The organism is Bifidobacterium sp. ESL0790 (assembly GCF_029395435.1).
GTDB lineage: Bacteria > Actinomycetota > Actinomycetes > Actinomycetales > Bifidobacteriaceae > Bifidobacterium.
Genome location: NZ_CP113915.1, coordinates 1,863,468 through 1,889,156, shown reverse-complemented (window position 1 = coordinate 1,889,156; position 25,689 = coordinate 1,863,468). Strand labels below are relative to the sequence as shown.

At 61.9% G+C, this 25,689-nt stretch carries 15 protein-coding genes; 13 read left to right on the top strand and 2 right to left on the bottom strand.

Features of this window, described 5'->3' with window-relative positions:
- Positions 1 to 28: 28 nt before the first annotated feature.
- From OZY47_RS07275 to OZY47_RS07265, 3 genes are all read left to right on the top strand, one after another.
- A complete protein-coding gene (locus tag OZY47_RS07275; protein WP_277177673.1) occupies positions 29 to 2,887 on the top strand; it encodes a DUF2207 domain-containing protein in 2,859 nt (952 codons plus the stop codon).
- A gap of 101 nt (positions 2,888 to 2,988) precedes the next feature.
- Positions 2,989 to 5,571 carry a DUF2207 domain-containing protein gene (locus OZY47_RS07270; RefSeq protein WP_277177671.1) on the top strand — a complete coding sequence of 861 codons (2,583 nt, stop codon included), beginning with the start codon at positions 2,989 to 2,991 and terminating at the stop codon, positions 5,569 to 5,571.
- Positions 5,572 to 5,577: 6 nt separating this feature from the next.
- Complete coding sequence (locus OZY47_RS07265; RefSeq protein ID WP_277177670.1) at positions 5,578 to 8,091, top strand: DUF2207 domain-containing protein; 2,514 nt, start codon at positions 5,578 to 5,580, stop codon at positions 8,089 to 8,091.
- A 542-nt stretch (positions 8,092 to 8,633) separates the two neighbouring features.
- On the opposite strand, the gene OZY47_RS07260 is transcribed toward OZY47_RS07265, so the two are convergent.
- Together OZY47_RS07260 and OZY47_RS07255 are read right to left on the bottom strand one after the other, a co-directional pair.
- Positions 8,634 to 10,304: a nitrate/sulfonate/bicarbonate ABC transporter ATP-binding protein gene (locus tag OZY47_RS07260; protein WP_277177669.1), complete on the bottom strand. Its 1,671-nt coding sequence runs from the start codon at positions 10,302 to 10,304 to the stop codon at positions 8,634 to 8,636.
- Positions 10,305 to 10,439: 135 nt separating this feature from the next.
- Positions 10,440 to 12,218: an ABC transporter permease subunit gene (locus OZY47_RS07255; RefSeq protein ID WP_277177668.1), complete on the bottom strand. Its 1,779-nt coding sequence runs from the start codon at positions 12,216 to 12,218 to the stop codon at positions 10,440 to 10,442.
- A 651-nt stretch (positions 12,219 to 12,869) separates the two neighbouring features.
- Here OZY47_RS07255 and OZY47_RS07250 point away from each other — a divergent pair.
- The 10 genes from OZY47_RS07250 (at position 12,870) to OZY47_RS07205 (ending at position 25,416) form a co-directional block, all read left to right on the top strand.
- Complete coding sequence (locus tag OZY47_RS07250) at positions 12,870 to 14,483, top strand: DUF2207 domain-containing protein (RefSeq protein WP_277177667.1); 1,614 nt, start codon at positions 12,870 to 12,872, stop codon at positions 14,481 to 14,483.
- 127 nt (positions 14,484 to 14,610) lie between these two features.
- Positions 14,611 to 15,018, top strand: a complete 408-nt coding sequence (locus OZY47_RS07245) for a hypothetical protein (protein ID WP_277177666.1) — start codon at positions 14,611 to 14,613, stop codon at positions 15,016 to 15,018.
- Positions 15,019 to 15,139: 121 nt separating this feature from the next.
- Positions 15,140 to 15,508: a 50S ribosomal protein L19 gene (rplS, locus tag OZY47_RS07240; RefSeq protein WP_277177665.1), complete on the top strand. Its 369-nt coding sequence runs from the start codon at positions 15,140 to 15,142 to the stop codon at positions 15,506 to 15,508.
- A 221-nt stretch (positions 15,509 to 15,729) separates the two neighbouring features.
- The gene (gene lepB, locus OZY47_RS07235) at positions 15,730 to 16,449 is read left to right on the top strand and encodes a signal peptidase I (RefSeq protein ID WP_277177664.1); all 720 of its coding nucleotides are present in this window, start codon (positions 15,730 to 15,732) and stop codon (positions 16,447 to 16,449) included.
- Positions 16,450 to 16,799: 350 nt separating this feature from the next.
- Positions 16,800 to 17,516: a ribonuclease HII gene (locus tag OZY47_RS07230; RefSeq protein WP_277179217.1), complete on the top strand. Its 717-nt coding sequence runs from the start codon at positions 16,800 to 16,802 to the stop codon at positions 17,514 to 17,516.
- Between the two features lie 186 nt (positions 17,517 to 17,702).
- Entirely contained in the window at positions 17,703 to 18,782 is a 1,080-nt protein-coding gene (locus OZY47_RS07225; RefSeq protein ID WP_277179215.1) for a LacI family DNA-binding transcriptional regulator, read from the top strand.
- A gap of 533 nt (positions 18,783 to 19,315) precedes the next feature.
- Positions 19,316 to 20,950, top strand: coding sequence for an FGGY-family carbohydrate kinase (locus OZY47_RS07220; protein ID WP_277177663.1), 1,635 nt, complete (start codon positions 19,316 to 19,318; stop codon positions 20,948 to 20,950).
- Between the two features lie 195 nt (positions 20,951 to 21,145).
- On the top strand, positions 21,146 to 22,663 hold the full coding sequence (araA, locus tag OZY47_RS07215) for an L-arabinose isomerase (protein ID WP_277177662.1): 1,518 nt from the start codon (positions 21,146 to 21,148) through the stop codon (positions 22,661 to 22,663).
- Positions 22,664 to 22,888: 225 nt separating this feature from the next.
- Positions 22,889 to 23,782 (top strand): aldo/keto reductase, encoded by an 894-nt coding sequence (locus OZY47_RS07210; protein WP_277177661.1) that lies wholly within the window; start codon positions 22,889 to 22,891, stop codon positions 23,780 to 23,782.
- A 638-nt stretch (positions 23,783 to 24,420) separates the two neighbouring features.
- On the top strand, positions 24,421 to 25,416 hold the full coding sequence (locus OZY47_RS07205; protein WP_277177660.1) for a glycoside hydrolase family 43 protein: 996 nt from the start codon (positions 24,421 to 24,423) through the stop codon (positions 25,414 to 25,416).
- Positions 25,417 to 25,689 lie beyond the last annotated feature (273 nt).

Here is a 25,689-nt window from a genome sequence, read left to right as displayed (position 1 = left end):
TTGAAAGTATGTTGGTAGAAGGAAAGAAATGAGTGGGAAGACCCTGCATCTGAAACCGATTGCCAAGGCGGTGCTCGGTGCACTCGTGCTTACCGGGCTGCTTGGCGTAGGTGTGGCTGCATGTGGTTCGGACCAAGGCACTTACCCGGTCAAAGACAACAATGAGAAGGCCATGGACGCCGACATGGTCTATCGATCGCTTGACGACGATGTGAAGGTGCTGCCCAACGGCGATATGCGGGTGGTCGAGCATATCGATGTGCAGCTTCGAGAGCGCAAGGGAGCGGACGGCAAACCTGAGCCGTGGCATGGGCTTTTCCAGCGGTATGGGATCAGTCGTGACGATGGGGAGAACATGCTCACCGACATCACCGACGTCTCCGTCAAGAACGTGACCCCCGGGAAGGCGCATGCGCAGGCCGAGGACGGGTCCGGAGACCCTAATGACGTGCAGTGGTACGCCCAGGACCGGGGCAAGGATAACTGCCAGGATGTGTGCGCCCCCTACCTCCCGGCGACGTTGAACGAAACCGAGTATGAACAGGCCGTGGTGTCGGCCAATGAGGCTGGCGATGAGGCTGCGAATAATTCGGCCAATGAGTCGCCCAGTGACGCGTTCAACGATTACCAGCAGTCGATGGACAACGACCACGCCGATCGTCGCGATGACACCTATGGCCAACCCGCCGATACCTCCCCGACCATGGGTGATTCCGGAGACACGATAGAGATAGGCTGGGGCATCCCCATCACGACGAGCGCGAAATCCCTTAAGTTCGACGTCGCGATGACCTTCAAGGACGTGGTCACGCGCTACAACGACGTGGCCTATTTCAAATGGGAGCCGATAAAGGACGACAACACCGTGCCCGTTCGTAAATTCACGGCCTCCATCAAATTGCCCAACGGCGCGAACACCGGCAACAACGATACCCAGGAATGGATGCATTTCGCAGGCAACGGTCTGATCAGGCCTCGTGGCAAACACGCTCTCTATGCCCAGGCGATGACCGTCGGGGCCGGGAACCACGTCGATGTGGTGTCGATGTTCAAGGCCTCGGCCATGGGCGGGGTGAAGAACCAGGAAAAAGAGGACGGGGAAGCGCTCATCATCCAGAAGGAGCGTGGGGAAGAGGAGAAGGCCAAGGACGACGCGACAGGGGTGGTCGTGGGCCGTTGGGGCCTTGTTCTGCTGTTCATGATCCCTGAGATCATCGTCGTCATCTATGGTGCGGTGATGGTGCTCAAGAGCAATTGGCGGGCGAGCTACCATGGCCCGGTGGACTACTGCCGCGATGTTCCCGACATCAGCCCCACGGCGGCGGGCGAGCTCCTGCAGCAGCTTGAGAGCCCCAAGGGCGATTCGAAGCTCGAATCGAGGCAGCTGGCGGCCACCATGCTTTCCCTGGTGCAAAAGAAGGCCATCGGCATTTACCCCGGCAAATCAGAATGGTACGTGGGCGTTGATTGGGCCCACGCCACCAACGAGCAGATCAGCGATCGCCTGAGGCTTGGAGCGGCCGGCAAGTTGGACGACTCGGGTGTGGTGATCGACAAGGCCAATGCCGACTTGCCTTTCATCTTCAGGATCCATGACGAGAAAGGCGGGCTGGTAGACACCGTCAAGAAGACGACCGGTCTCGGTAAGAGCAGAAAGACGAACACCATCGTGCTTCTGGTGAAGGTGCCGGATGAAGACGAAGACGAGAAGTCCAAGAAACCCGTGAAGCCGGTTGTGTCGGCAAAACCGGTTACATCGGCAACTCCAGTCGTGCCCATAAAGTCGGTCGCGCTTGCCAAGCCAACTTTATCGGCAACGCCTGCTTCGTCTGCAAATTCTGTTGGGTCGGCAAAGCCGGTTGCGCTCGCAAATTCGGCTGCACCCGTAAGGCCGGCTACGTCCACAATATCGGCTGCATCTGCGAAGCCGGTTGTGTCTGCAACATCCGTTGCGCCAGTGAAACCCGCGGATCTCAGCGCGACCGCCACTGCTGACGCCGCGATATTGAAGTCGCTCACCCCTCCCGAGATGGCCATGTTGAAGCTGCTGCAGGCCATAGGCGAGAAGTTTGATTCGAATGTCTTCGATTTCGAGGACATCCACGACGGGCTCTCGTCTTGGGAGGACGGCGCCAGCAAGAAGTCCCATTTCGATCATGCCGTGAAGAAGGAATACGACGACATGGCGCTCGCCGAGGAGCCGAGGACGTTCAAATACACGAAGGTCCCGCTGTTTTTGGCCGGCGTGCTCGGATATTGGTATCTCTATAAGCTGTTCATCGGCGATCCCTATAAGCTGGCGGAGGTTTTTGACAGCCAGGTGTTCTACTTCCACGGCCACATCGGGGTGATGCTTCTGATGGCGATGCCGATCACGTTCCTGTTGATTCTCGAGATGATGCTTATGGAGACCACCGTGTTGACCGATGCCGGCGCCGCGATGTCCGGCAAGGTGCTCGGCCTGCGCAAGTTCCTCCGGGACTTCGGCGATTTCAAAGAGAGCGATTCGCGGGACTTGACGCTGTGGAACGAGTACCTCATCTACGCCACCATCTTCGGCATCAGCGACAAGCTCATACAAAGCATGATCGCGGCCTGCCCCGAGCTGAAGGACGGCGATTGGCTTGATTCCCAAGGCTCCGCCAGCTTGATGTATTGGTCGTTCTACCCGTCCAGCCATGGCATTCAAGGCTATTCGGCCACGGACTTCGACAGCTTCGGCGATCTTGGCGGCATCGGTGACATCGGCAGCCAGCTCAGTGGCAGTTTCGGCAGCACGGGCGGCTTCGGTGGAGGCGGCTTTGGCGGTGGCGGCGGTTTCGGTGGCGGAGGCAGCTTCGGCGGTTCCGGCGGTGGTTTCGGTGGCGGCAGCTTCGGCGGTTGGTAAATCGGCAAGCGCAGACCAGTGGGAAAGCGCCAAAAACGGCTGAAATAGTGCTTTTTCCACTGGGTTGACGAGCAACAGTGTTGTAGATGAGATGGGAGTGGATGATGAAGGTTTCCGAGAGGTTTTCCTGGCGGGTGAGGGCCGTGTTGTCGGCGGCGGCCGGCGCGTTGTTCGTGGCGATCATCGCTTTTGGGTTCATGCTTGGCATCGGGCCCGAGCGCGGCAACAACGGCGATATGACCTACCATTCCCTCGACTATGACGCGACGGTAACACAGAACGGCGATCTGCGCTTGGTCGAGCACATGGACATCGACCTCGGCAAGCGCCCCGACGATGGCGGCGACAAGGTGCCATGGCGCGAGCTTTACCAGAACTATAAACTCGACGACAAGCAGTTGAGCGCCATCACGAACGTCTCGGTGAAGGACGGCACCGGCAAGGAATACTCCTACGCCGACCGGCCGGCCTCCAACGACCTCAAATATTCCGACGACACGGATTGGGACAGCGATTTCGCCGAGACCTGGTACGCGGTGAACACCTCGTGCAACCCCGCCGCGCCCTATTCGCCGGCGGGTGGCAAGAAGGCGTCGAAGGATCCGGTGGACGGCATCGTGGGCGCCGGCCGCATGCAGGGCGCTATGGACGGGTTGGGCGCGCAGGGGTCGCCGGGAACGGGCTCGAATGGCTCAACGAATACGAATGGTTCCACAGGCGTTACCGGCCAGGGCGCCAGCTACGTGGAACCGTCGAGGTCGTCGACGTTCTCAACATCGTCAAAGCCCGCAACGCTATCCGCGCCTCAGGTGCGCTCCGCCGCCGACAACGACCTCAAGGAGGACGGCTGCTCCAGCGGCCAATCCGGCGACACCATCGAGATTGGCTGGAACATCCCGGCCACCTACACCGCCAAGCACATGAAATTCGATGTCACCATGACCTTCAAGGACGTGGTGACGCTCTACGACGACGTGGCCTACCTCAAGTGGGAGCCGGTGGCTGACGACAACCCCGTGCCGATCGAGAGCCTGCACGCCAAGGTCTCGCTGCCCAAGGCGAAAGGCGATGCCACGTCCACGTCCAAGGCCAAGGCCACTTCGGTGAGCCTGCCCCAGCAATGGCTGCATTTCGCGGGTTCTGGCCACATCGAGGCGCAGGGGCAGAACACCATCGACCTCACCGCGAAGGACATTAATCCGCACCAGCACGTCGACCTGATCTCGATGTCATCGGCGGCGCCGATGGGCAAGGTGGCCCATACCAAGTCCGGCGACCACGCGCAGGCGGTCGTGCACGACGAGAACGTGGAACACTCGAAATGGATGGTCGGCCAGGTGGCCAACATCGTCTGGCTGGTGGTCTCCATCCTCGCCGTGATCGGCGCGTTCGCCTATGCCATCCGCCAGTTCTCCATCACGAGCCGCAAGGCCGCGGACCACGATGAAATCGACTATTACCGCGACATTCCCGAAATCACCCCCGTGGCCGCCGCACGCCTCATGGAGATTCTGGAGGGTTCGGCCGGATCAAGGCTGATGGGCATGAAAAGCAGGTCCCGCTACGAGGGCAAGATGCTTTCGCGGCAGATGGCCGCCACGCTGCTCTCCCTGCTGCGCAAGGGGCTCATCGCCATCTACCCGGGAGCCTCCGAATGGTACGTGGGGCTCGATCTTTCGCGCGTCAACTCCGGGCAGCTCGCCGAACGGGTGCGCGCCCACCCCTCGTCGGAAGCGGAGAAGACCAGCACCATCGTGGTTCTGCCGGCCGCATACGTGGGTGACAGGGACGGCGAGACCTTGCTCGATCAGATGGCCCATGGGTCGCCGCGCTCCGAGACCCAGCCTGAGCCGCGGACCCAAGTCAAACTCACTCGTGCCGAAGGCGCCCTGCTGGAATTGCTCAAGTCGTTCGCGGCCTACAACGGCTCTCGCGTCTTCGACCTCAAGGAGATGCGCAAGCAGGGCAAGAAGTGGACCGATGGGCCCCAGTATTACAAGGCTTTCCGCGACAAGGAGGAGGAAGAGTTCGAGGCTGCCGGCCTTGCCTATTCGCAGGGCCCCGCGATTACCAAAGCGGTAGGGGGCATGGTCGTGGCCGCGCTGATCGCGGGCCTTTACATCTGGCACACCTGGAGTAAGGGAGGAGTGCCTTGGGTGGTGATGGTGTTGGCCGTGGTGGTGGTCTTCGCCGCCATCATGATTCTGAATCTGATGCCCAGCGAGGCGTTGAACGAGGACGGCCGCAAGATCGCGGACCAGGTGCTCGGCCTACGCAAGTACATGGAGGACTTCAGCGATTTCAGTGACCGTGGGCCTCAGGATCTGGCGCTTTGGGACGACTATCTCATCTACGCCACCGCCTTGGGCGTCAGCAGCGAGTTCGTGCGCAAGCTGGCGGAAGTGCAGCCCTCCTTGACCGACCAGAGCTGGCTCGACCAGTACGCAAGCGGCTCGGTGCTCTATTGGGTCTATTGCGGCCCGGCGTGGAGCGGCGCGGCTGCCTCCGCTGGTCCTTCGTTCGGCTCCGGTGCAGGGTTCGGCGGTTTCGGCGACCTCGGCTCGCAGCTGAGTTCCGGCTTCAGCGGTCTCGGCACGTCGTTCAGCGGCGGCATCGGCGGTGGCGGCGGAGCGTTCGGCGGTTCCGGTGGCGGCGCCGGCGGCGGCAGCTTCGGCGGGCGGTGATCGCAAGTGGGTCTTCGCTCTGGATTGGGACGTGTCGTCCGGCAGATTCCCTTCTGCCTCGGGTGCACGCTGGTGGTCGCGCTGTGCATGATCCCGTCGTATGCCTCCAGCAAGGACCAGCAGGCGCAGCGCGAGGCCAAGCAGACCAACGAAACGACTTCGTCCGATCCGGGCCTGCCGACCTTGAGCGACTACGTGCCCGAAAGCAGGAAGCTCACCGAGGAGGAGAAACAGAACTACGCGGATCAAGACGCCAAGAGAGACATGAGCTACAACTCGATCGACTACGACATGGCCGTCCAATCCAACGGCGACGTGGCGCTCACCGAGCACGTGGATATGCGGCTGGCCGAAAGGGATTTCAACGGCTCCGCCCTACCGTGGACCAACCTTTCGCTGGCGGTCTTCCTGTCCGATGATTCCTCGTTTCTGGCGTATCCCAGACCAGAGCTCGGCGCGATCACCGATGTGAGCGTGAGTAACGCGCAAACCGGAGAGGACTATCGGCATGTGCCCTATGGTGCCCTCAGCCAATATGACAAGGACGGGAACCAGCTTTTCCAACCGGGCATGTGGACCGCCGATGTGTACGATCAAGGTGCCGAGGCTGATTACACGCCCGTCACGATGAAGGCCGATGCTGCCTTGTCGGCCAAGGATGAGCAGTACGCCGCGAACAGGGATTCGGTGACGCTCACCTGGGCCATCCCTCCGGTCCAGTCGGCCGAGAGCCTGAAATTCGATATCTCCATGACGCTCAAGAACGCGCTCACCCGCTGTGGCGACCGTTCGTATTTCGCCTATCGCGCCTACTACGAGGGTGACGGGCACGTCGGGCATGTCCACGGCAGGCTGAGGCTTCCGGAAGTGGTGAACAAACCGGTGGGGCTTGTGGACTATTCCGGCCGGAAAACCGTCGGTTCGAAGGGCGCGCGCGAGCTTGATTTCGATGCCTACGACGTTCCTGGCGCCGAATCCGTCGCTTTTTACTCCATGTTTGACGGGCCGATGGGCGAGGTTCGGCACGATATGGTGTGGGATGGCAAAAGCGACAAGTTCCGTGACAAGCGGCGCGCGACAGGCGATTCCGACAAATCGATCAGTGCTGAGCTTACCGGCGATTGGGCCCTGCAGGTTTTCGGTTACCTAGAGCTGGTGCTCGTCTTCCTGATTTTTGGCGCGCTGATGGTCGTCCTCACCAACCGGCAGACCAAATGGCGCTCCAAACTCGACTATTACCATGACGTGCCCGACATGAGTCCGGCCAGCGCGGCGAACTTTATCAACGTGATTCAGCCGTCCGCCGTCAACATGGGCTGGCTTTCCGAGCTTGGCACGCGCGAGCTGCTTTCGACGCTGCTTTCGCTTTCCAGCAAGAAGGTGGTCGAGCTCCACCCTGGGTCCGCGTCGGCGTATGAGGGGATCGACCTGGCCACCGCCAGCGACGAGGAGATACGCGCTCGCGAGAAGGTCGCTTTGGAGGTCCAGGACGCGCGGATGGCGGCGGCCGAGAGGGCGCGGGCCAATGATAATACGGCAGGCGAGGATTCGGCTGAGGCCAGCGGCGATGGCTTTGGTGGTGGTAATGGTCTCGATGATAATAATTCCAGCGATACCCTTAATGGAAATATCCCCAACGGCGATTCCAACGCCGGTTCCACGTCGTTCCTCCACCGTTTCCTCGCGAAACCCGGCCGCGTCCAAACGTGGCTCAGCCATATGCTCTGGCGCACGCAATGGGGCTGGGCCATCCGCCGTCATCCACACCTCGCCCGTCTCTTCGGCGGCATTCCCAAGCCTGCCGACGGACGGACCGCCACGGTGCGGTTGCTGCATGCGCCCGACGACGGCAGCGCGGTGGTCTCCGGGCTCCGCAAGTCCGAAGCCGCGATGCTCACCTATCTCGATGATTTCGCGCAATGGAAGGGCTCGCGCGTCTTCGACCTCAACGAGCTGCGCAACTCCACCGAAAGCTGGAACAACGACATGGGCTATGAGCGCCACGCGGCCAAACTCGGCAAACCCAACCAGCTCGCCCGCCCGGTCTCCGACCCGAGCGAGGTGTGGACCGCCGGCATCAAGAAGCAGCAGGCGTTCCTCGATGCCGCGCAGGAGGAGTATAAGGCGCTGAAACTCACTCGTATCTCGATTCTGTCCATGGTGGCGTGGATCGCGCTTTTCTGCCTGTTCAGCCTTGGATTCTTCATGCTGCGCGATATCTGGGACGCGGATCACCAAGGACTCGCGCTCGGGCTGGGCTTGCCGGGCCTGTTCCTGGCGCTCATGGTGTTCACCCTGATGCAAAACTACATGCTGACCCCACGCGGGCGCCTCGAGGCCGGCAAGATCCTCGGCCTGATGGCCTATATGAGGGACTTCAGCGACTTCTCCAAGCGCGGCGTCGAGGACCTGGCGATCTGGGGCCAATACCTCACCTACGCCATCGCGCTCGGCATGGAGACCAAGGTGACCCGCCAACTGGCCTTCCGCCTCCCGACCAACCCCTACTGGGGCGACTGACCGGGGCCCACTGTTGCGCCCTCCAACTGTTGCGTCCCCAACTGGTGTGTACCCCAACGGGTGTGCCCCAACCCAGTGGAAAAAGCACCAAAAGCGTCCCATAAAGTTGCTTTTCCCACTGCAATGAGCCCTCTCTGCGGAGAAAAAGCACCATTTTGGAGCCGTTTTGGTGCTTTTCTCCTCAGTGAAGGCCATTCCTGTGATGAGTTCTAACCCATTCTTCTGCTTTGCGGCGCAGGCCGGGCTTATGATGCGTCCGAAAGCAGGGTTTGGGGGCCATTCGTCTGCTTTGCGGCGCAGGCCGAGTTTCTGATGCGTCCGAAAGCAAGGTTCTGGCCCCATTTGTCTGCTTTGCGATGCGGCGTTGCCCTGCGCCGGGATACGTGCCCACCACCCATATCCCCACCAGTGGAAAAAGCACCAAAATCGGCTCAAAATGGTGCTTTTCTCCTCAGTGAGTGCCCCAAACCAGTGGGAAAAGCACTTTAACGGGGTGCTTTTGGTACTTTTCTCACTGGGATGGGGCGGTGTAAGTGGGGGGGCTACTTGTTGGCCTCGTCCAGGGTGAGCAGGTCGTCGTCGGCGTCGTAGTCGAAGAGCTCGCCGTAGCGGCCCCAAGTCACCGCGATGTCGAACTGCTGCTGCGCCTCCTCGTCGGTGTGCTGGCTGCGCAAGAGGTCGAGGATGAGCTCGCCACGCAGACCCTTGTCGGGGTGGTTGCGCAGGGCGCGGTCGATGGTGCGCACGAGCGGCGCGTGGTCCATCACCAGCTGGGCGAAGAGCTGCTTGGCGTCGAGCACGTCGGCGTGGCACCAGCGCTCGCCCTCGCGGGTGATGGTGCAGTGGCCGTTGCTCACGGTCAGGAGGCCGAGCATCGTGCCGGCGTCGATGAGCGGGAAGAGGTCGTCCACCTCGAAGGAGAGGTCGGCGGCCAGGTCGGCCAGGTCCACGCCGGCCGGGTAGTTCGACACCACGTCGAGCAGACCCGCCAGGCCGCCGGGGGTGGCGTTGGGCAGCAGCCGCTTGTCGGGGGAGTCCTCGGTGGGAATGTTCTGCGGCGTGGTTTCGGTAGCGACCTCGGCAGTCCTACCGTTTTCGGCGGAATCACCAGTTTCGTTGGAACCATCCGATGCCGCGGTCTTCGCGTTTCCGGCGGTCGGGGCGGTCGCGGAATCTTTCTTATCGGCAATGCCCGAAATGTCATCACGGTCATCGTTTTTATCGTCGGCCCCAGAATTCGCGGTTACAAAAGTGGAAGATACCGAATCCGATTCATTGGAATTCCGCGGTTTCGTGTTTTCCATCTTCGACTTTTGTGACTCGTCCTTACCGGTCAGGATGGCGTAGAGCCTATCTACCATCGCCTCGAACTCCGGGCTGTGCTTGTCGCGCGGGCGCGGCAGGTCCACCGGCACCTGCGCGATGAGGTGGCCCGGGTGCGAGCCCAGCACCACCACGCGGTCGGCCATCTGCACGGCCTCCTCGATGTTGTGGGTGACGATGAGGATCGACTTGATGTCGTTGCCCTTGCCGTTCCAGAGGTTCAAGACCTCCTGGCGCAGGTTCTCGGCGGTCAGCACGTCGAGGGCGCTGAAGGGCTCGTCCATGAAGAGGGCGTTGGGGCGCAGCACAAGCGCGCGGGCGATGCCGACCCTCTGGCGCATGCCGCCCGAGAGCTCCTTGGGGTAGGCCGATTCGAAGCCGTCGAGGCCGATGGCGTCGATGGCGCTCAGCGCGAGCTCGTGGCGCTTGGCGCGCGGCATGCCCTTGGCCTCCAGCCCGAGCTCCACGTTGTCTTGCACGGTGAGCCACGGCATGAGCGCGAAAGTCTGGAAGACCAGCGCCACCCCGGGGTTCGGCCCGTCGAGCGCCTTGCCGCGGTAGGAGACCTGGCCGCTGCTGGGCTCCACCAGCCCGGCCAGAATGCGCAGGAAGGTTGATTTTCCGGCCCCGCTGCGCCCGAGCACGGCCACGATCTCGCCCTCGTGCAGGTTGAAGGAGATGTCGTCGAGCACGGTGGTCTCGTGGCCCTTCTCGGAGGTGAAGCGCTGGCTGATGTGGCTGGCCTCGATGACGGTGTGGGTGGCGTTGGCGTCGAGGTCGGCGAAGTTGGGGTTGGTGCGCCTGCGTCCGCGCGTGCGGGTGGCGGTGGCGGTCGCGCCGCCGGTCTGGGTCTCGCTGGCGACGGCGTTCAGCAGTTTGGTGAAGTTCATGATGAGGTCCTTTTGATGAAGTTTTGATGGGAATGTCCAAAATCGCGCACACCCAATTGGGGGCATTTAAAACGAGAATGGCGGAATTGCAAGGGTCTGATTTTAAATGGGCCGGTTTGGGTGTGCGTCCTTTCGCTATCCGACCACGAAACGTCGGTCGGCGAGCCGTTGCAGCGGGTTCCAGAAGAGGCGGTTGACGGCCACGACGAAGATCGCCATCACGGCCACGCCGATGATGGTCTTCATGCCCTCGCCGTGCGCGGTGGCCTCGGCGATGTAGGAGCCCAGGCCGTGCGCCACCAGCGTGTGCTTGCCGTAGCTGACGATTTCGGAGACAATCGAGGCGTTCCACGCGCCGCCCGCCGCGGTGATGCCGCCGGTGACCCACGAGCCGAAGACCGCCGGCAGAATGAGCGTGCGCCAGCGCATCCAAGTGCTCATGCGCAGGCTCTTGCTCATCTCGATGAGGTCGTCGGGAATCGCGCTCGCCCCGGCGATGACGTTGAAGAGGATGTACCACTGCGTGCCCAGCGCCATCAGGAGGATCGAGCCCCAGTTGATGTCGACGCCGCACGCCACGAAGAACATGACCGCGAAGGGGAAGATGAAGTTGGCCGGGAAGCTCGCCAGCACCTGCACGAGCGGTTGTACGAGCCGTGAGATTCGCGGGTTCATGCCGATGATCGCGCCCACCGGCACCCAGACCACCGAGCAGAGCAGGGTCAGCAGCGCCACGCGCAGGAAGGTGATGCCGCCGAGTCCGAAGGCCCGTCCGAGCTCGCCGAGCCCGGTGCTGCGCGAGATGGTGACCAACAGTTCAGCGGCCCCGAAGATCACCAGCGCCCCCACGATGACGTCGAAGACGATGTCGCCCGCGCGCCGTCTGCCGGGTCTGGCGCCCCATTTGGCCCCGGTGCGCCCCAGAGGTCGGGTGATGCGCTCGAGCAGGTCGCCCACCGGCTGCAGCAGCCGCCCGAGCCATTCGTCGATATGCGACTGGCGGATGAGTGTGAGCACAAAACTGCGCTTGGGTGTGGAGGATTCGCTCTGCGTGATGCGGAACTTCTCGGCCCAGGCGGTCATCGGCTTCCAGATGCACACGTCAACCAGCAGCACGACGATGATCATGGTGAGGATGGCCCAGCCGATTTTCGCGGGGCTCTCCTCGGCCGACGCCGCCGCCACGTAGCTGCCGATGCCGGGCAACGCGTAGGTGTGGTTGCCCACGGAGATCATCTCGGAGGCGGTCAGGAAGAACCAGCCGCCGCCCACGCTCATCATCATGTTCCAGATCAGCGGGATCATGGAGTTGGGCACGTCGAGCGTCCAGAAACGCTGCCATCGCGTCAGGCGCAGGCTCTGCGCGGCCTCCACGAGTTCCTGTGGCTCGCTTTTCAGCGACCGGTAGAACGAGAAGGTCATGTTCCACGCCTGCGAGGTGAAGATGGCGAAGATCGAGGCGGCCTCCACGCCCATCATTGAGCCGGGGAAAAGCGCGAGCCAGATGGTGACGGTCGCCGAGAGGAAGCCCAAAATCGGCACGGATTGCAGGATGTCGAGCAGGGGGATGAGCACTTTGCCGAGCCTGCGCGAGCGGGCCGCGGCCAGGCCGTAGACGAAGGTGAAGATCAGCGAGAACAGCAGTGCCAGCGCCATGCGGAAGACGGAGCGCAGGGCGTAGTAGGGCAGGTTGGCCGGGTCGGTGGAGATGGTGGACGGCACGCCGTGCGGGCCCACGGGCGCGTTGATGGCGGGCACGAGCCAGGCGATCACGGCGAGGATGGCGAGGATGCCGGCCACCACGGCGCAGTCGGAGACCACGCGGGCGGCGAGGTTGGGTTGGCGCGCGCCGTTGTGGGCGTTGGCGCCGGTCCTCCCTGCGATGGGGGAGGCGGGGTTGGTGAAGAAGGTCATGAGGATTCCTTGTGTCGTAAGGCTTGCGCAGGTCCTGCCCGGTGGGGCGGACTTGCGTTTTCAGTTGGAATCTCGATGAATCCGGTTGGCGTGCGGCCGCTTGGTTGGTCGCCGGTTTGGCGCGTTGGCGCGCACCCAGGCGCCTGCGGTGGGCCGTCGCGTTTCTACAGGCAGCTATAGCAGCTATACGGCAGCCATAAGTCAGTCATAAAGCAGCCGTGATGCAGCCGAAAGGCGGTTTCTGGATTTGGCATCGTCGAAGGACGCGGCGTCGAGAGTTCGGCGTCGTATGGTCGTATGTGGGCCTGGTGTCTAAAGATGCCGCGAACCAAGTACGCTGGCCGCGAAATTCGCCGTTTTCCGATTCTAGTTATTCATCGAGAGTGGGTTCGTTGCTTCGCATAAATGATGCAGATCGCTGAAACTATTAGGCAGATCGCTTGTCATGATCCCCACCCCCTTAAGCAGTCGCGCGGTGCGCGGGTTTTCATTACCGCCCCAAAGATAAGGGCCTCGCCGCGGCTTGTCAAATTGGGATTGATTATTGGTTGGTTTTGATATTCCGCGGCTCGTCAGCCATATAAGACGATGCAACCGATTGACTGGCATGCTGCGTATTCTGGAGGAAGCGAAGTTAACAAAGGGGCGAATATGAAATCAATGAGTCCGAGGCACGTGCTGAACGCCATACTCGTCGCCCTTGTCTTCACCGCGATAATAGGCATCCCGTTCCTCGGCGTGTATCTTTTGGGCGTGAAGTTCGGCGACGACGATGAATCCGACATCACGAATCTCGATTATCAGGATGATCTCACCCATTTTCTCGTCATTCTGGTGCTGTTCACGATTGTGGCGCTCGGCGTGGTCATCTACACGAACCTGAGCTCGCGCTTGCCGCACGACATCGATTACAGCCGTGATCTGCCCACGATGAGCCCTGGGTGCGCCACGCTGTTCAACGACGTCATCGACCCGCCTCCCGCGGCGTTCTCGCGCGCGATCAATATCGGATCGTCGGCCATGGCCGCCACGTTGCTCGCGTTGGAGGAGAAGAAGCTCATCGCCATCTATCCAGGCGTCGCCGCCGATTACGAGGGCTTCGACCTGCGCCGTCCCGATGACGCCGGGCTGCAGGGCCGCATGCGTGAGGTCGCTGAGGCGCAACGTTCGTCCGCCGCCGCAATCGCCGCCCAAACGGAGGCGCAAAACGCCGCCAATGATTCCGGCCAATCCTCGCGCCGCCAAGGTCGTCATCGCGCCAAGCGACCCGCGCCCATGAGCGGCATGTGGGGCCGGTTCCTGTGGAACACGTCGTTGGGCGCGAAGCTGCGCAAGAACGCCTACGGCCAATTCTGGGTGGGCGACGTCAACCAGCCGTCGGGCTTGGTGAGCACGATCTCCGTGATGCCCGTGGCCTTCATGGATTCTCAGACGTCGAACGGTTCAAACAACCCAAACAATTCGAATGGCTCAAACGGTTCGAAAAATCCGAACCCTCTGAGCGCCCTGTCGTCCACCGAGCGGGCGTTCCTGAAATTCCTGACCGACTTCTCGCGTTGGCGGCGCAGCACGGTGTTCGACCTGAACCAGCTCCGCGCCGCCTGCTCCGCCGAGGACGCGGCGCTGGACGAACAGATGAGGAGGAGGCGTGAGAGCGAGGACAAAAGCGGCCGGCGCATAAGGACGCCGAAGCCGGTCTCCTTCGACGGCTTGTTCAGGGGATATCAGCCCCAAGCCAGATTCTTCCAGGCGATGCGCTATGAGCTACGCGACGAGAAGTTGGTGGCATACAACATGGGCCGAATGCTTTTGCTGTTGTTTGCCATGACGGCGGCCATCATCTTCGGTGCCCACCCCCTCGCGGAGCTATGGGACGACAATGCAGGCTACTTGGCGATCGGCCTCGGCGCCTTGGGCTCCGTCATCGGCGTGACGACGCTGTTTTGCTCGCAGCCATATTCCCTGACCGTGGAAGGCAAGCGCGCGGCTATCCAGCTGTTGGGCCTCAAGAAATACCTGCGTGATTTCAGCGATTTCTCGTCGCGTGACGCCGCCGATGTGGAGCTTTGGGGCCAGTACCTCATCTACGCCACCGCGCTTGGCCTGAGCGAAGGCACGTGCCGCCAGCTTTCCGTCTATATCTACGTTTATGCGGTGATGGAGGCCTATAACTACTACGGCACCAATTACGAGGGCATCGTCATGGGCGGGCCCACGGCTCCCGGTGCATCGATGCCGGGCATGATGGCCAATACGAGGTCATAAAGTCATAAGGTCATGAAGCCCGGTTGAATCCAGAACATTTGTCAGATAAGACCGTTTGATGGATTCGCAGTCAAGCTGGGTATTCTGAGTGAAGCGAAGTTGACGTGGTGCGAGATAAGGGGTGAATATGAGACTGATAAGCCTGCGGCGCGTGATAAACGCCATGCTCTATTCCCTGGGCCTCACCGTGCTCGTGAACGGCCCTCTTTTCCTCGGCTACCTCTATGGCAAAACGACCAGGCCCAGCTATTCGGATGGCGATTTCCGCGACAATTGCCTCAAGTTCGTGGTTGACATGGTGCTTTTCGCGCTCGTCATGATCGGCGTGGCCATCTACACCAACCAGGCCTCGCGTCTGCCGAAGGATATCGAATACAGCCGTGACCTTCCGGCCAAGGCTGAGGTCGAATACCATATCTGTCGTTATACTTCGCTAGAATTAAAGTTTGTTATGCCGAGAAACGGGTTGCCGCATAGACCCGCTTCTTCTTGGGTTCAGCCGCGTGGCGTTGGCCAGTCGCGGCGAATCGGCTGATATTCGGCGGGATGTCCGTCGGACATTGGATTGGGTGCGTTCCTCTTCGGAGTTTTCGATTCCGGCGAGTGAACCGCGCCCCTGATATGTGCGCTGGTATGCGGCAGCGACAGGTGAAGCAATGGTTAACGCTATTGAGGCATTTGATGCCAAGCATTTGAAGCCCGCCGAGAGCATTCCGGATTTCCGTCCTGGAGACACCGTCGAGGTTAACGTCAAGATTCAGGAGGGCAACAACACCCGTCTGCAGGCGTTCACGGGCGTCGTCATCGCGCGTCAGGGCGCGGGCGTGCGCGAGACCTTCGTCGTGCGTAAGGTCAGCTTCGGTTGCGGCGTCGAGCGTCGTTTCCCGCTGCACTCCCCGGTGATCGACTCCGTCAAGGTGACCCGCCGTGGCCGTGTGCGTCGTGCGAAGCTCTATTACCTTCGTTCGCTGCGTGGCAAGGCCGCTCGAATCGTCGAGCGCCAGGACAACAACGAGAAGGCCTGAGCGAAAGCTTAGCTCAACCGAAAAGCGACCACCCCCAGCCGGGTCCGGTCGCTTTTCCGTATCCGGTGCTTACTCACCCACCCAGTGGAAAAAGCACCAAAACAGGCCCGAAAAGGTGCTTTTCCCACTGGTTCGGCATCCGTTAGGGTGTGTAATATTGAGGCGAATGAACCGGGGAGGTGTGTATGGCGTCCGAAGGAACACCGTTTGACGACGGAGGGATGAACGATTCCCATATCGTCGACGTGGCGGGTTACGGCGTCGATCCGCGCCCGAGGCCCCGCACCCTCGCCGAACGCCCCGAGCACAAAAGCGGCCCGGAAGACACGTCGGGGGTCAAGGACGTCGTCATCAGCACGCTTGTCGTCATCGTCGTGATGGTCCTGCTGCGCGTCTTCGTCCTCGGCATCTACAAGATCCCCTCCGGCTCCATGCTCGACACGATCGAGATCGGCGACCACGTGGTCACCAACAAACTCGATCCGGGGGTGTTCAAACTCAAGCGCGGCGACGTCATCGTCTTCAAGGACCCGGCCAACTGGCTCCGCGATCAGCCTGGACTGGAATCCGACGACCTCATCAAGCGGCTCATCGGTCTGCCCGGTGACTCGGTGGAGTGCAAGGGCGCCGGGGCGCCGGTCACCGTCAACGGCGTGGCGGTCGACGAGACCTCGTATATCAAACCGGGCGTCAACCCCAGCAACTTCGCCTTCAAGGTCAATGTGACCGCCGGCCACCTCTTCGTCATGGGTGACAACCGTTCCGATTCCGCCGATTCGCGCTACCACGCCGACGATGGTGATGGCGGGCTGGTGCCGATCAGCGACGTCGAGGGCGTGGCGGTGCTCACCATCTGGCCCTTCGCCCGCTTCGGCGTGATGAAATCGCATCATGAGGTGTTCGCCGCCGTGCCGGGCGTGCCGAGCGCGCCGGGGAAGTAGGCGTGATGGCTTCTTCACACGAGACGCAGGGCGCTCAGGAATCCCCAAAATCTCAGGAATCTCAAGGCGCTTTACCCTTGTTGGATGAGGCGTTTGGCAAGGGGGATCGTGGGTCGGCTTCGGTGACGGAGCAAGTTTCGTCAGTTACATCGTCGTCTGAACCATTATCATTGAAGGCCAAATCCGTTCAATCAAAATATTCCAGCGGCAGGTGGGTAGCCGTGCCGAAGTCGAAGAAGACGACGGCGCATACGAAATCTCCTTTGGTCGAGGAGGCGACGTCTTCATCGGAAAAGTCCAAGATAGCGAAGGCCACACCGCGTCGCGCTCGCAAATCATCGTCACACCGCATCGTGCCCACGCTCGACTTCGAACGTTCGTTGGCGGCCCAAGGCTTCGACCTCATCGTCGGCTTCGACGAGGTGGGTCGCGGCGCGCTGGCCGGCCCGGTGATGGTGGGCGCGGCGGCCGTGTGGGCGCGTGACGTCGACAGTCTCGAGGTGCCGGAAGGTGTCGCCGATTCCAAGCTGCTCAGCGAGCATCAGCGCGAATCGATGTTCGACGGGCTGCGCGGTTGGTGCGCGGCCAGCGCTGTCGGCCAGGCCACCAACGTCGAGATCGACGAGTGGGGCATCTCCTACGCCCTGGGCATCGCCGCCCTGCGCGCCCTGAAATCCGTGGAGAACGAGCTGGACGTCACCGAAGACGCGGTCATCCTGGATGATGAAACCGCCATGACGCGGCCACTGCGCGTCGGCGCGATCCTCGACGGCCCATACGACTACATCTCCAAGGCCGCGGGCACGTTCGACGCCCCGGTGCTGCCCATCGACGCCGCGGTGCACACCAAGGTGAAGGCGGACCAAAGCTGCGCGCTGGTCTCCGCCGCTTCGGTAATCGCCAAGGTGACCCGAGACCGCCTCATGGTCAGCATCTCGCAGGGCAACCCGCGCTACGAGCCCTACCAGTGGGCCCACAACAAGGGTTACGGTTCCGCCGCCCACCGCGCCGCCATCGCCGCCCACGGCCCCACCTCACTCCACCGCCAAACCTGGCACCTCCTCTGACCCTCATCTCTTATGGTTGGTCTCCGCAAAGCGGCGGTAATGCCTTGAAATCCGGGGTTTGGGACGGGGAGTATGACAATACTTCGGTTGGGGTAGACTTGTGAACGTTCACTGCGCCACAGTGTGATGGTGGCTATCGGGAGGTGTGTCATGGCTGGTTCAGGTCGCGCGAAAAAGCGTCCGTCGATGTTCGAGGTCGCCAAAATGGCCGGCGTCAGCCACCAGACGGTATCCCGCGTCATCAACCACTCGCAGGACGTCTCCGACGCCACCCGCGCCCGCGTGCAAAGCGCGATCGACGCCCTCGGCTACCGCCCCAGCAACTCGGCGCGCACCCTGGCCTCGCACCGCTCCCGAACCATCGGCCTGATCGCCGGCGGCATTCATTTCTTTGGCCCCTCCTCGTCCATCGCCTCCATCGAGTCGCTGGCCCGCCGCCACGGCTTCTTCATGAACGTCTCGATGGTGCACGAGGCGCTGTGCACGCAGGAGGAGTTCAACGAGCTCTGCCAGACCTTCGACGAGCAGAACGTCGACGCGTTCATCTTCCTGACCCCCACCGACGTGATGTTCGCCGACGCCTGCCGCGCCCGGCTGAGCCAGCCCAGGGTGCTCGTCACCTCCACACACGGCGGCCTTTCGATGAGCCAGGCCGGGCGGCTGATGGACTCCGGCGAGCGAGGCTGCACCGCCATCGTCGGCATCGACCAGTGGGGCGCGATGGCCGAGGTTGCGCGGCTTGTGGCGCGCTTCGGGCACCGCTCGACGATGTATTTCTCGGGGCCGTTGCAGTGGCGCGACGCCTCCACCCGTCTGGCCGCCTGGCGCAAGGCCTCGGCCGCGTATTCGCTAGAGACCCAGATCGTGCAATGCTCCTCGTGGGACGCCTCCGAAGCCTACGCGCGCATGAACCACGAGCTTGAGCACCTCGGTTCGGCCGGTGCGAGCAAACCGACCGTCGTCATCACCGCCAACGACGCGCAGGCCCTCGGCGTGGCGCGCGCCCTGCATGAGCACGGCCTCAAGATTCCGACCGACATCAGCCTCGTGGGCTTCGACGACATGACCGGCATGGACAACATGTTGCCTCCGCTGACCACGGTGCGCCCCGATTTCGAGGAGCTGGGCACCGCCGCGATGCGCGAGACGCTGCGGCTGTTGGGGGAGGGCGGCGAGACCGCATTCGTATCCAGCGCCCATGGTGCGGGCCTCATTCCGGCCCAGGTCGTCCAGCGACGTTCGCTCGGCCCCGTTCCGCACTTCTAAAGGTTCGTGAGGTTTCGACGGAGTAACTCGGACAGATTGTGGTGTCATTTTGTTCGATATCTGTTAAGGGATTTTGGTGGCAGAAAACGGATGTGATGTGCCAGTTTTCTATCGGATATTTGCCGTTGAAGAATCCTGCGGGTTCGCCAACTCCTCAAGTCGCGCATACTGCCTGACGTATTGATTGCGGGTTATTTTGGTTCGTTGTCGTGAAGTCTGTCGGCGCAGACTCTGTTGTTTTGGCCAATCCGCCTGTCGCAAACTTGCCTGCCGCGAACCTGTTTATCGTCAAACCTACCTACCGCAAACTTGCCTCCCATAAACCTGTTGATCGTCAAACCTGTCTGTCGCAAGCCCTCATATTTCCAAGCCCCACTGCCTCCAAATCCGCGTGGTTGGAGAAATGACAATGGACGTAGTAGTATATGGACGTATAAGTTGTTAGCGTTCACATAAGCGTGGTGACGTTACCGGCGAAACGGCGTCATGGCGCCGATAACGTGGTTTGAACGACAGTAAAGGAGCTGGTCAACATGGCAATGACGGAAAACGGCACGGAGCATGTGGGGTCCATCGCGGAGAAGATTCGCGCGGGCAAGACCTCGCTCGGCATCGAATTCGGATCCACGCGCATCAAGGCCGTGCTGATCGACGACACCTATTCCACCATCGCGGCGGGCGAGCACAGCTGGGAGAACCATCTGGAGAACGGCCTGTGGACCTACTCGCTTGACGAGGTGTGGTCGGGCCTGCAAGCCGCCTACGCCTCGCTGGCCTACGACGTCGAGAACGCCTACGGCGAGAAGCTCACCCGGATCGGCACCATGGGATTCTCCGCGATGATGCATGGCTACCTTGCGTTCGACAAAGACGGCAAGCTGCTCGTCCCCTTCCGCACCTGGCGCAACTCCAACACGCACGACGCCCACGAGAAGCTCTCCGAACTCTTCCAATACAACATCCCCGAACGCTGGTCGATCGCACATCTCTACCAGTGCATCCTCAACAAGGAGGAGCACGTGCCGCAGGTCGCGTTCTTCACCACGCTCGCGGGTTATGTCCACTGGATGCTCACCGGCAAGAAGGTGCTCGGCGTGGACGACGCCTCCGGCATGTTCCCCATCGACCCGCAGACCCACGGCTGGAACCAGCACATGCTCGCCCAGTTCGCGGCCCTGCCCGAGGTCGCCGCGCAGCCTTGGAAGATCGAGGATTTGCTGCCCACTCCGCTGGTCGCCGGAAGCGACGCCGGCACGTTGACCGCCGAGGGCGCGAAACTGCTCGACCCCACCGGCACGTTGCGGCCCGGCACGCCGCTGGCGCCTCCTGAAGGCGATTCCGGCACCGGCATGGTCGCGACGAATTCCGTGAAAGTCGGCACCGGCAACGTCTCCGCCGGCACCTCTATCTTCGCTTCGGTGGTGCTCGACCATCCACTCGAGCGTCTGCATCCCGAGGTCGACCTGGTCTCCACGCCTGCGGGCGACCCGTGCGGCATGAGCCACGCCAACAACTTCACCTCCGACCTCAACGCTTGGATCAAGGTCTTCAGCGAGTTCGCCAAGGCCATCGGCACCCCGCTCGACGCCGGCACGCTCTACGGCACCCTCTTCCGCGCGGCCATCGGGCCCGACGCCGACGCGAACGCCGGCGGGCTGATCAACTACTGCTTCTATTCCGGCGAGTTCCTGGCCGGCCTCGAGGAGGGGCGTCCCGTGTTCGCGCGCGGCCCCGAGTCGAAGATGAACCTCGCGAACTTCATGCGCGCCCAGCTGTTCGGCGCCTTCTCGCCGGTCAAGATCGGCATGGACATCATGACCAAAGGCGAGCACGTGCGTGTCGACTCGATGGTCGGCCACGGCGGCATCTTTACCACGCCCAAGGTGGCGCAGAAGATTCTCGCGGCGGCGTTCAACACCCCCATCAAGGTGATGTCGACGGCGGCCGAAGGTGGTGCGTGGGGCATGGCGGTGCTCGCGGATTATCTGTGGCACAAGGACACTCCGCTCGACGAGTACCTCGACAAGCGCGTCTTCGCCGACGCCGAGTCGACCACCGAGCAGCCTGATCCCAAGGACGTGGCCGGGTTCGAGGACTTCTTCGCCCGCTTCATCAAGGCGCTGCCGATCGAGAAGGCCGCGATCGAGAACATCGACCTCGAAGGCTAAAGACTTCGGGTTGCGCCATATCCAGGCCATTGCGCCGGGTGAGCGTCCCACTTATGGTGATTATTTTCCTTTCCCGCCATTTGTGGGCCACTGGCCGAGAGTCGGTGACTTGAATATGGCGGAGCCCGTATCACGAATACCAGTAAGAACACCAACAAACAACGAAGTACACAGAAGTAAACAAAGGAAGTCATCATGACATTCGAAAATCCATTTGAAGGCAAGACCGTCTGGTTCGGCGTCGGCTCGCAGGACCTCTACGGTGAGGAAGCGCTGCGTCAGGTCGCCGAGCAGTCTACGAAGATCGTCGACGCGCTCAACGCCACCGGCAAGATTCCGGTCAAGCTGGTGCTCAAGCCCACGCTGAAGTCCTCCGACGGCGTGAAGCAATTCATGACCGAGGCCAGCGCCGACCCGAGCTGCATCGGCGTCATCGCCTGGATGCACACCTTCTCGCCGGCCAAGATGTGGATCCGCGGCTTGCAGGTGCTCACCAAGCCGCTGCTGCAGCTCAACACCCAGTTCCACAAGGAGATTCCGTGGGACACCATCGACATGGACTTCATGAATCTGAACCAGTCCGCCCACGGCGACCGTGAGTTCGGCTACATCGTCACCCGTCTCGGCATCCCGCGCAAGATCGTCGTTGGCCATTACACCGATCCCGAAGTCGCCGAGAAGATCGCCACCTGGGTCCGCGCCTGCGCCGGCTGGAACGAGTCCCAGAACATGCGCGTGATGCGCTGGGGCGACAACATGCGCAACGTGGCCGTCACCGAAGGCGACAAGACCGAGGCCGAGCGCGTCTTCGGCACGCAGGTCAACACCTGGGCGGTCAACGAGCTGGTCGGTTATTACGAGAAGGTCAAGGACGATCAGGTCAAGGGCATCATCGAGGACTACAAGGCCAAGTACGATGTGGCCCCTGAGCTTCTGGATTCCCGCTACGAAGAGCTGTTCATCGCCGCCAAGGAAGAGGCCGCGATGGTCAACATGATGAAGGACAACGGCGCCACCGCCGCGGTCGACAACTTCGAGGACCTCGGCACCCTGCCGCAGCTGCCGGGCGTCGGCGCCCAGCGCCTGCCAAGCGAATACGGCTACGGCTTCTCCGCCGAAGGCGACTGGAAGACCTCGGTGCTCGTGCGCATCGCCAGCGTGATGGGCTACGGCCTTGAGGGCGGCTCCAGCCTCATGGAGGACTACTCCTACAACTTCGTGCCGGGCCACGAGATGGACATGGGCTCGCACATGCTTGAGGTCTCGCCGTCCGTGGGCACCATCACCAAGCCGAAGCTCGAGATCCACCCGCTCGGCATCGGCAACAAGTCCGATCCGGTGCGTCTGGTCTTCACCGTCGCCCCGCACAAGGCCGCCACGGTCATCTCCATGGCCGACATGCGTGAGCGCTTCCGTCTGCTGATGGATGTGGTCGACGTCGTCGAGCCCGAGGGTTCTCTGAAGGCGCTGCCTTGCGCCCGTGGCCTGTGGGAGCCGCGCCCGTCGCTTAAGACCGCTGCCGAATGCTGGCTGCGCGCCGGCGGTTCGCACCACACCTGCATGACCACCTCCTTCGGCCGCGAGGGCTGGGAGGACTTCGCCCGCATCGCAGGCGTCGAGCTGGCGACCATCGATGAGAACACGACCCCGCGCAAGTTCGAGCGCGACCTCGAGATCTCCGAAATGTATCATCGCCTCGACAACCGCTGCTGAGCGGTGAGTTCGCGGTGATGTAGCGATCCAGCCGCGCTAATCGGTTGGTCGTTCAAGCGTCGGGAATAGAGTTCTGCAACAGGACTCCATTCCCGACGCTTTCGTATATCTGCAGTTAAAGTCCATGCGCGGTTTCAGCGTCGCGGTAAAGTCTGCCGTGCCGCCGGCTTGGCGATGAGCTTGCGATATCCTTGTCTCGGAAAGCATCGGTGAAAGGGGCGCGGGATGAACGAGAGCGAAACCAAACGTAATGACGATAAGACGGCGGACAACCACAGTGTCCCTGATATCAGGCTGAACGACGGCAACGCCATTCCGCAGATCGGTCTGGGTGTGCTGCGCATCAGCGACGACGACGTTTCCGGCGTGGTCGAGTCTGCGCTCGGCATCGGCTACCGTCACATCGACGCGGCGGCCGGCTACGACAATGAGGCCGGGGTTGGTCGCGCGTTGAAGGAATCCGGCTATAATACCGGCGTCAGGCGCAAGAGCCTCTGGGTGACCACGAAACTGCGCGACTCCCAGCAGGGCCACGACAGTGCGCTCAAGGCCTTCGACGACTCCCTGCGCCTGCTCGGCCTCGACTACGTCGACATGTATATGCTCCACTGGCCCACACCCTTCGACTGGCGCTCCGGCGCGACGTGGAAGGCGTTCGACAAGCTGCGCGACGAGGGGCGTGTGCGCTCGCTGGGCGTCTGCAACTTCATGCCTGACCACCTCGAGCGCCTGCACCGCGAGACGGGGGAGTGGCCCGCGGTCGACCAGATCGAGCTGCATCCCACCTGGCAGCAGCGCGAGGTGGTCGCCTTCTGCCGCGAGCACGGCATCGCCGTGGAGGCTTACTCGCCGATGGCCCGTGGCGCCGACCTCGACGCCGGTGACGGCACCATCGCCCGCATCGCCCAGGCCCACGGCGTCTCGCCGGCCCAGGTGATTCTGCGCTGGCACATCGAGAACGGCACCATCATCATCCCCAAGTCGGTGCACGCCGCCCGCCAGCGCGAGAACCTCGACCTCTTCGACTTCTCCCTGAGCCCGGCCGAGCACGCGGCCATCGACGCCCTCGACGGCCCCACCCGTGCCGGTCACGACCCGGAAACTTTCACCTACGCCTGAAACCTGGCTATCCGAGGCCAATGTCGTCACGTTTGCGATGGGGTTGGTCGCGTTTGTGACGCAAATACGCCGTTTTGCGTCCCATATGCGATGGGGTCGGTTGCGTTTGTGACGTTGTTCAGCTGTTTTGCGTCACATTTGCAATCTGGGTTGCGGTCGGTTGCATTTGTGACGCTGATAGTGGTTTTTGCGTCGCGTTTGCAATGGGTTGGTTGCGTTTGTGACGGTAATCGGTTGGTTTGCGTCGCGTTTGCAATCTTGGGGTCCCGATGGGCCGGTTGTGTTTGTGACGCTGCGCAGCCGTTTTGCGTCGCGTTCGCAATCTGAGGTTGCGGTCGGTCGCGTTTGTGACGCTGCTGGCGGGTTTTGCGTCACGTTTGCGATCAAGTATGCCGCCAGGTTGCGTTTGTGACGCTGATGGCGGGTTTTGCGTCACGTTTGCAATTCTGAGGTCCCGATGGGCTGGTTGCGTTTGCGACGTTTTCGGTGGCATGGGTCATGGTTATTGCACGACACTCGGCGATTTGCACAGTGAAAAGGTGTATTGTGTACTCAGTTACTGAGACCGGTTACAGTAATGAATGGGCATTACTGGTCTCGTTAGCAGAAGTCGCTAGCAACGGCGCAGAAAGGAAATCATGGCTGATATACCTAATCCGATAGTGCTTCAACGTGCTGATCCGTATGCCATCCGTTACAGCGGACGATACTATTTCACCGGTTCGTACCCGGCCTATGACCGCATCATCCTTCGCAAGGCCGAGCACCTGGCCGACCTGCAGAAGGCCGAAGAGGTCACCATCTGGAAGAAGCATGAAACCGGTCTCATGAGTCATCTCATTTGGGCCCCGGAACTTCACCGCGTCAACGGCAAGTGGGAGATCTACTTCGGCGCGGCCCCCAACGACGGCCAGAGCGACGGCACCTTCAACCACCGCGTCTTCTGCATCGAGAACGCCGACGAGGACCCGATGAGCGACAACTGGGTGGAGCGCGGCAAGGTCGACACCGGCATGGACACCTTCTCCCTGGACGCGACCACCTTCATGCACGACGGCGAGCAGTATCTGGTCTGGGGCCAACAGGATCTCGAGATTCCCGGCAACTCCAACCTCTACATCGCCCGCATGGCCAACCCGTGGACGCTCGCGACCAAGCCGGTGATGCTCGTCAAGCCCGAATACGACTGGGAGTGCATCCGCTTCAAGGTTTGCGAGGGTCCGGCGGTCATCGAGCGTGACGGCAAGATCTACATCACCTATTCCGCCTCGGGCACCGGCCCGGAGTACGCGATGGGCATGCTCACCGCCAGCGCCGACGCCGACCTGCTCGACCCCAAGTCCTGGACGAAGTCGGCCAAGCCCGTCTTCTCCACCAACGAGGCCGCGCACATGTACGGCCCGGGCCACAACTCCTTCACCAAGGCCGAGGACGGCGTCACCGACGTGATGATCTACCACGTCCGCGACTACACCGAGATCAAGGGCGATCCGCTCTACGATCCGAACCGCCAGGCCTGCGCCAAGGAGATCGGCTGGAACGAGGACGGCCCGGTGTTCGGACGCCCCGAGGCCATGACCCGCTGGACGCCGCAGACCACCGAGGTTCTGCCGCCCGACGGCTCGCACAGCTGAGCGAGCAGCTGAACGAATAGCTGAGTGCGCAACTGATCGCGCACCAAGCCGTTCAGGTCCATGAAGATTGTCCTTCTGCCTGTTTCATTTCGCCGGCGCCGCGTAGCTGATTATGCGCGTGTGCCCGGCTCGGTGGCCCAGGCCGAAGGTTGTGAAGGCGAGGCAAACCCGGATATTTCGAATGCTGAGTACAAAGAATATTCCGCATTCCTTGAATACCAGGTCCGTCCCGCCACAGCGAAGAGACGAGGGCCCCGTCGAAGTCGGACGGCC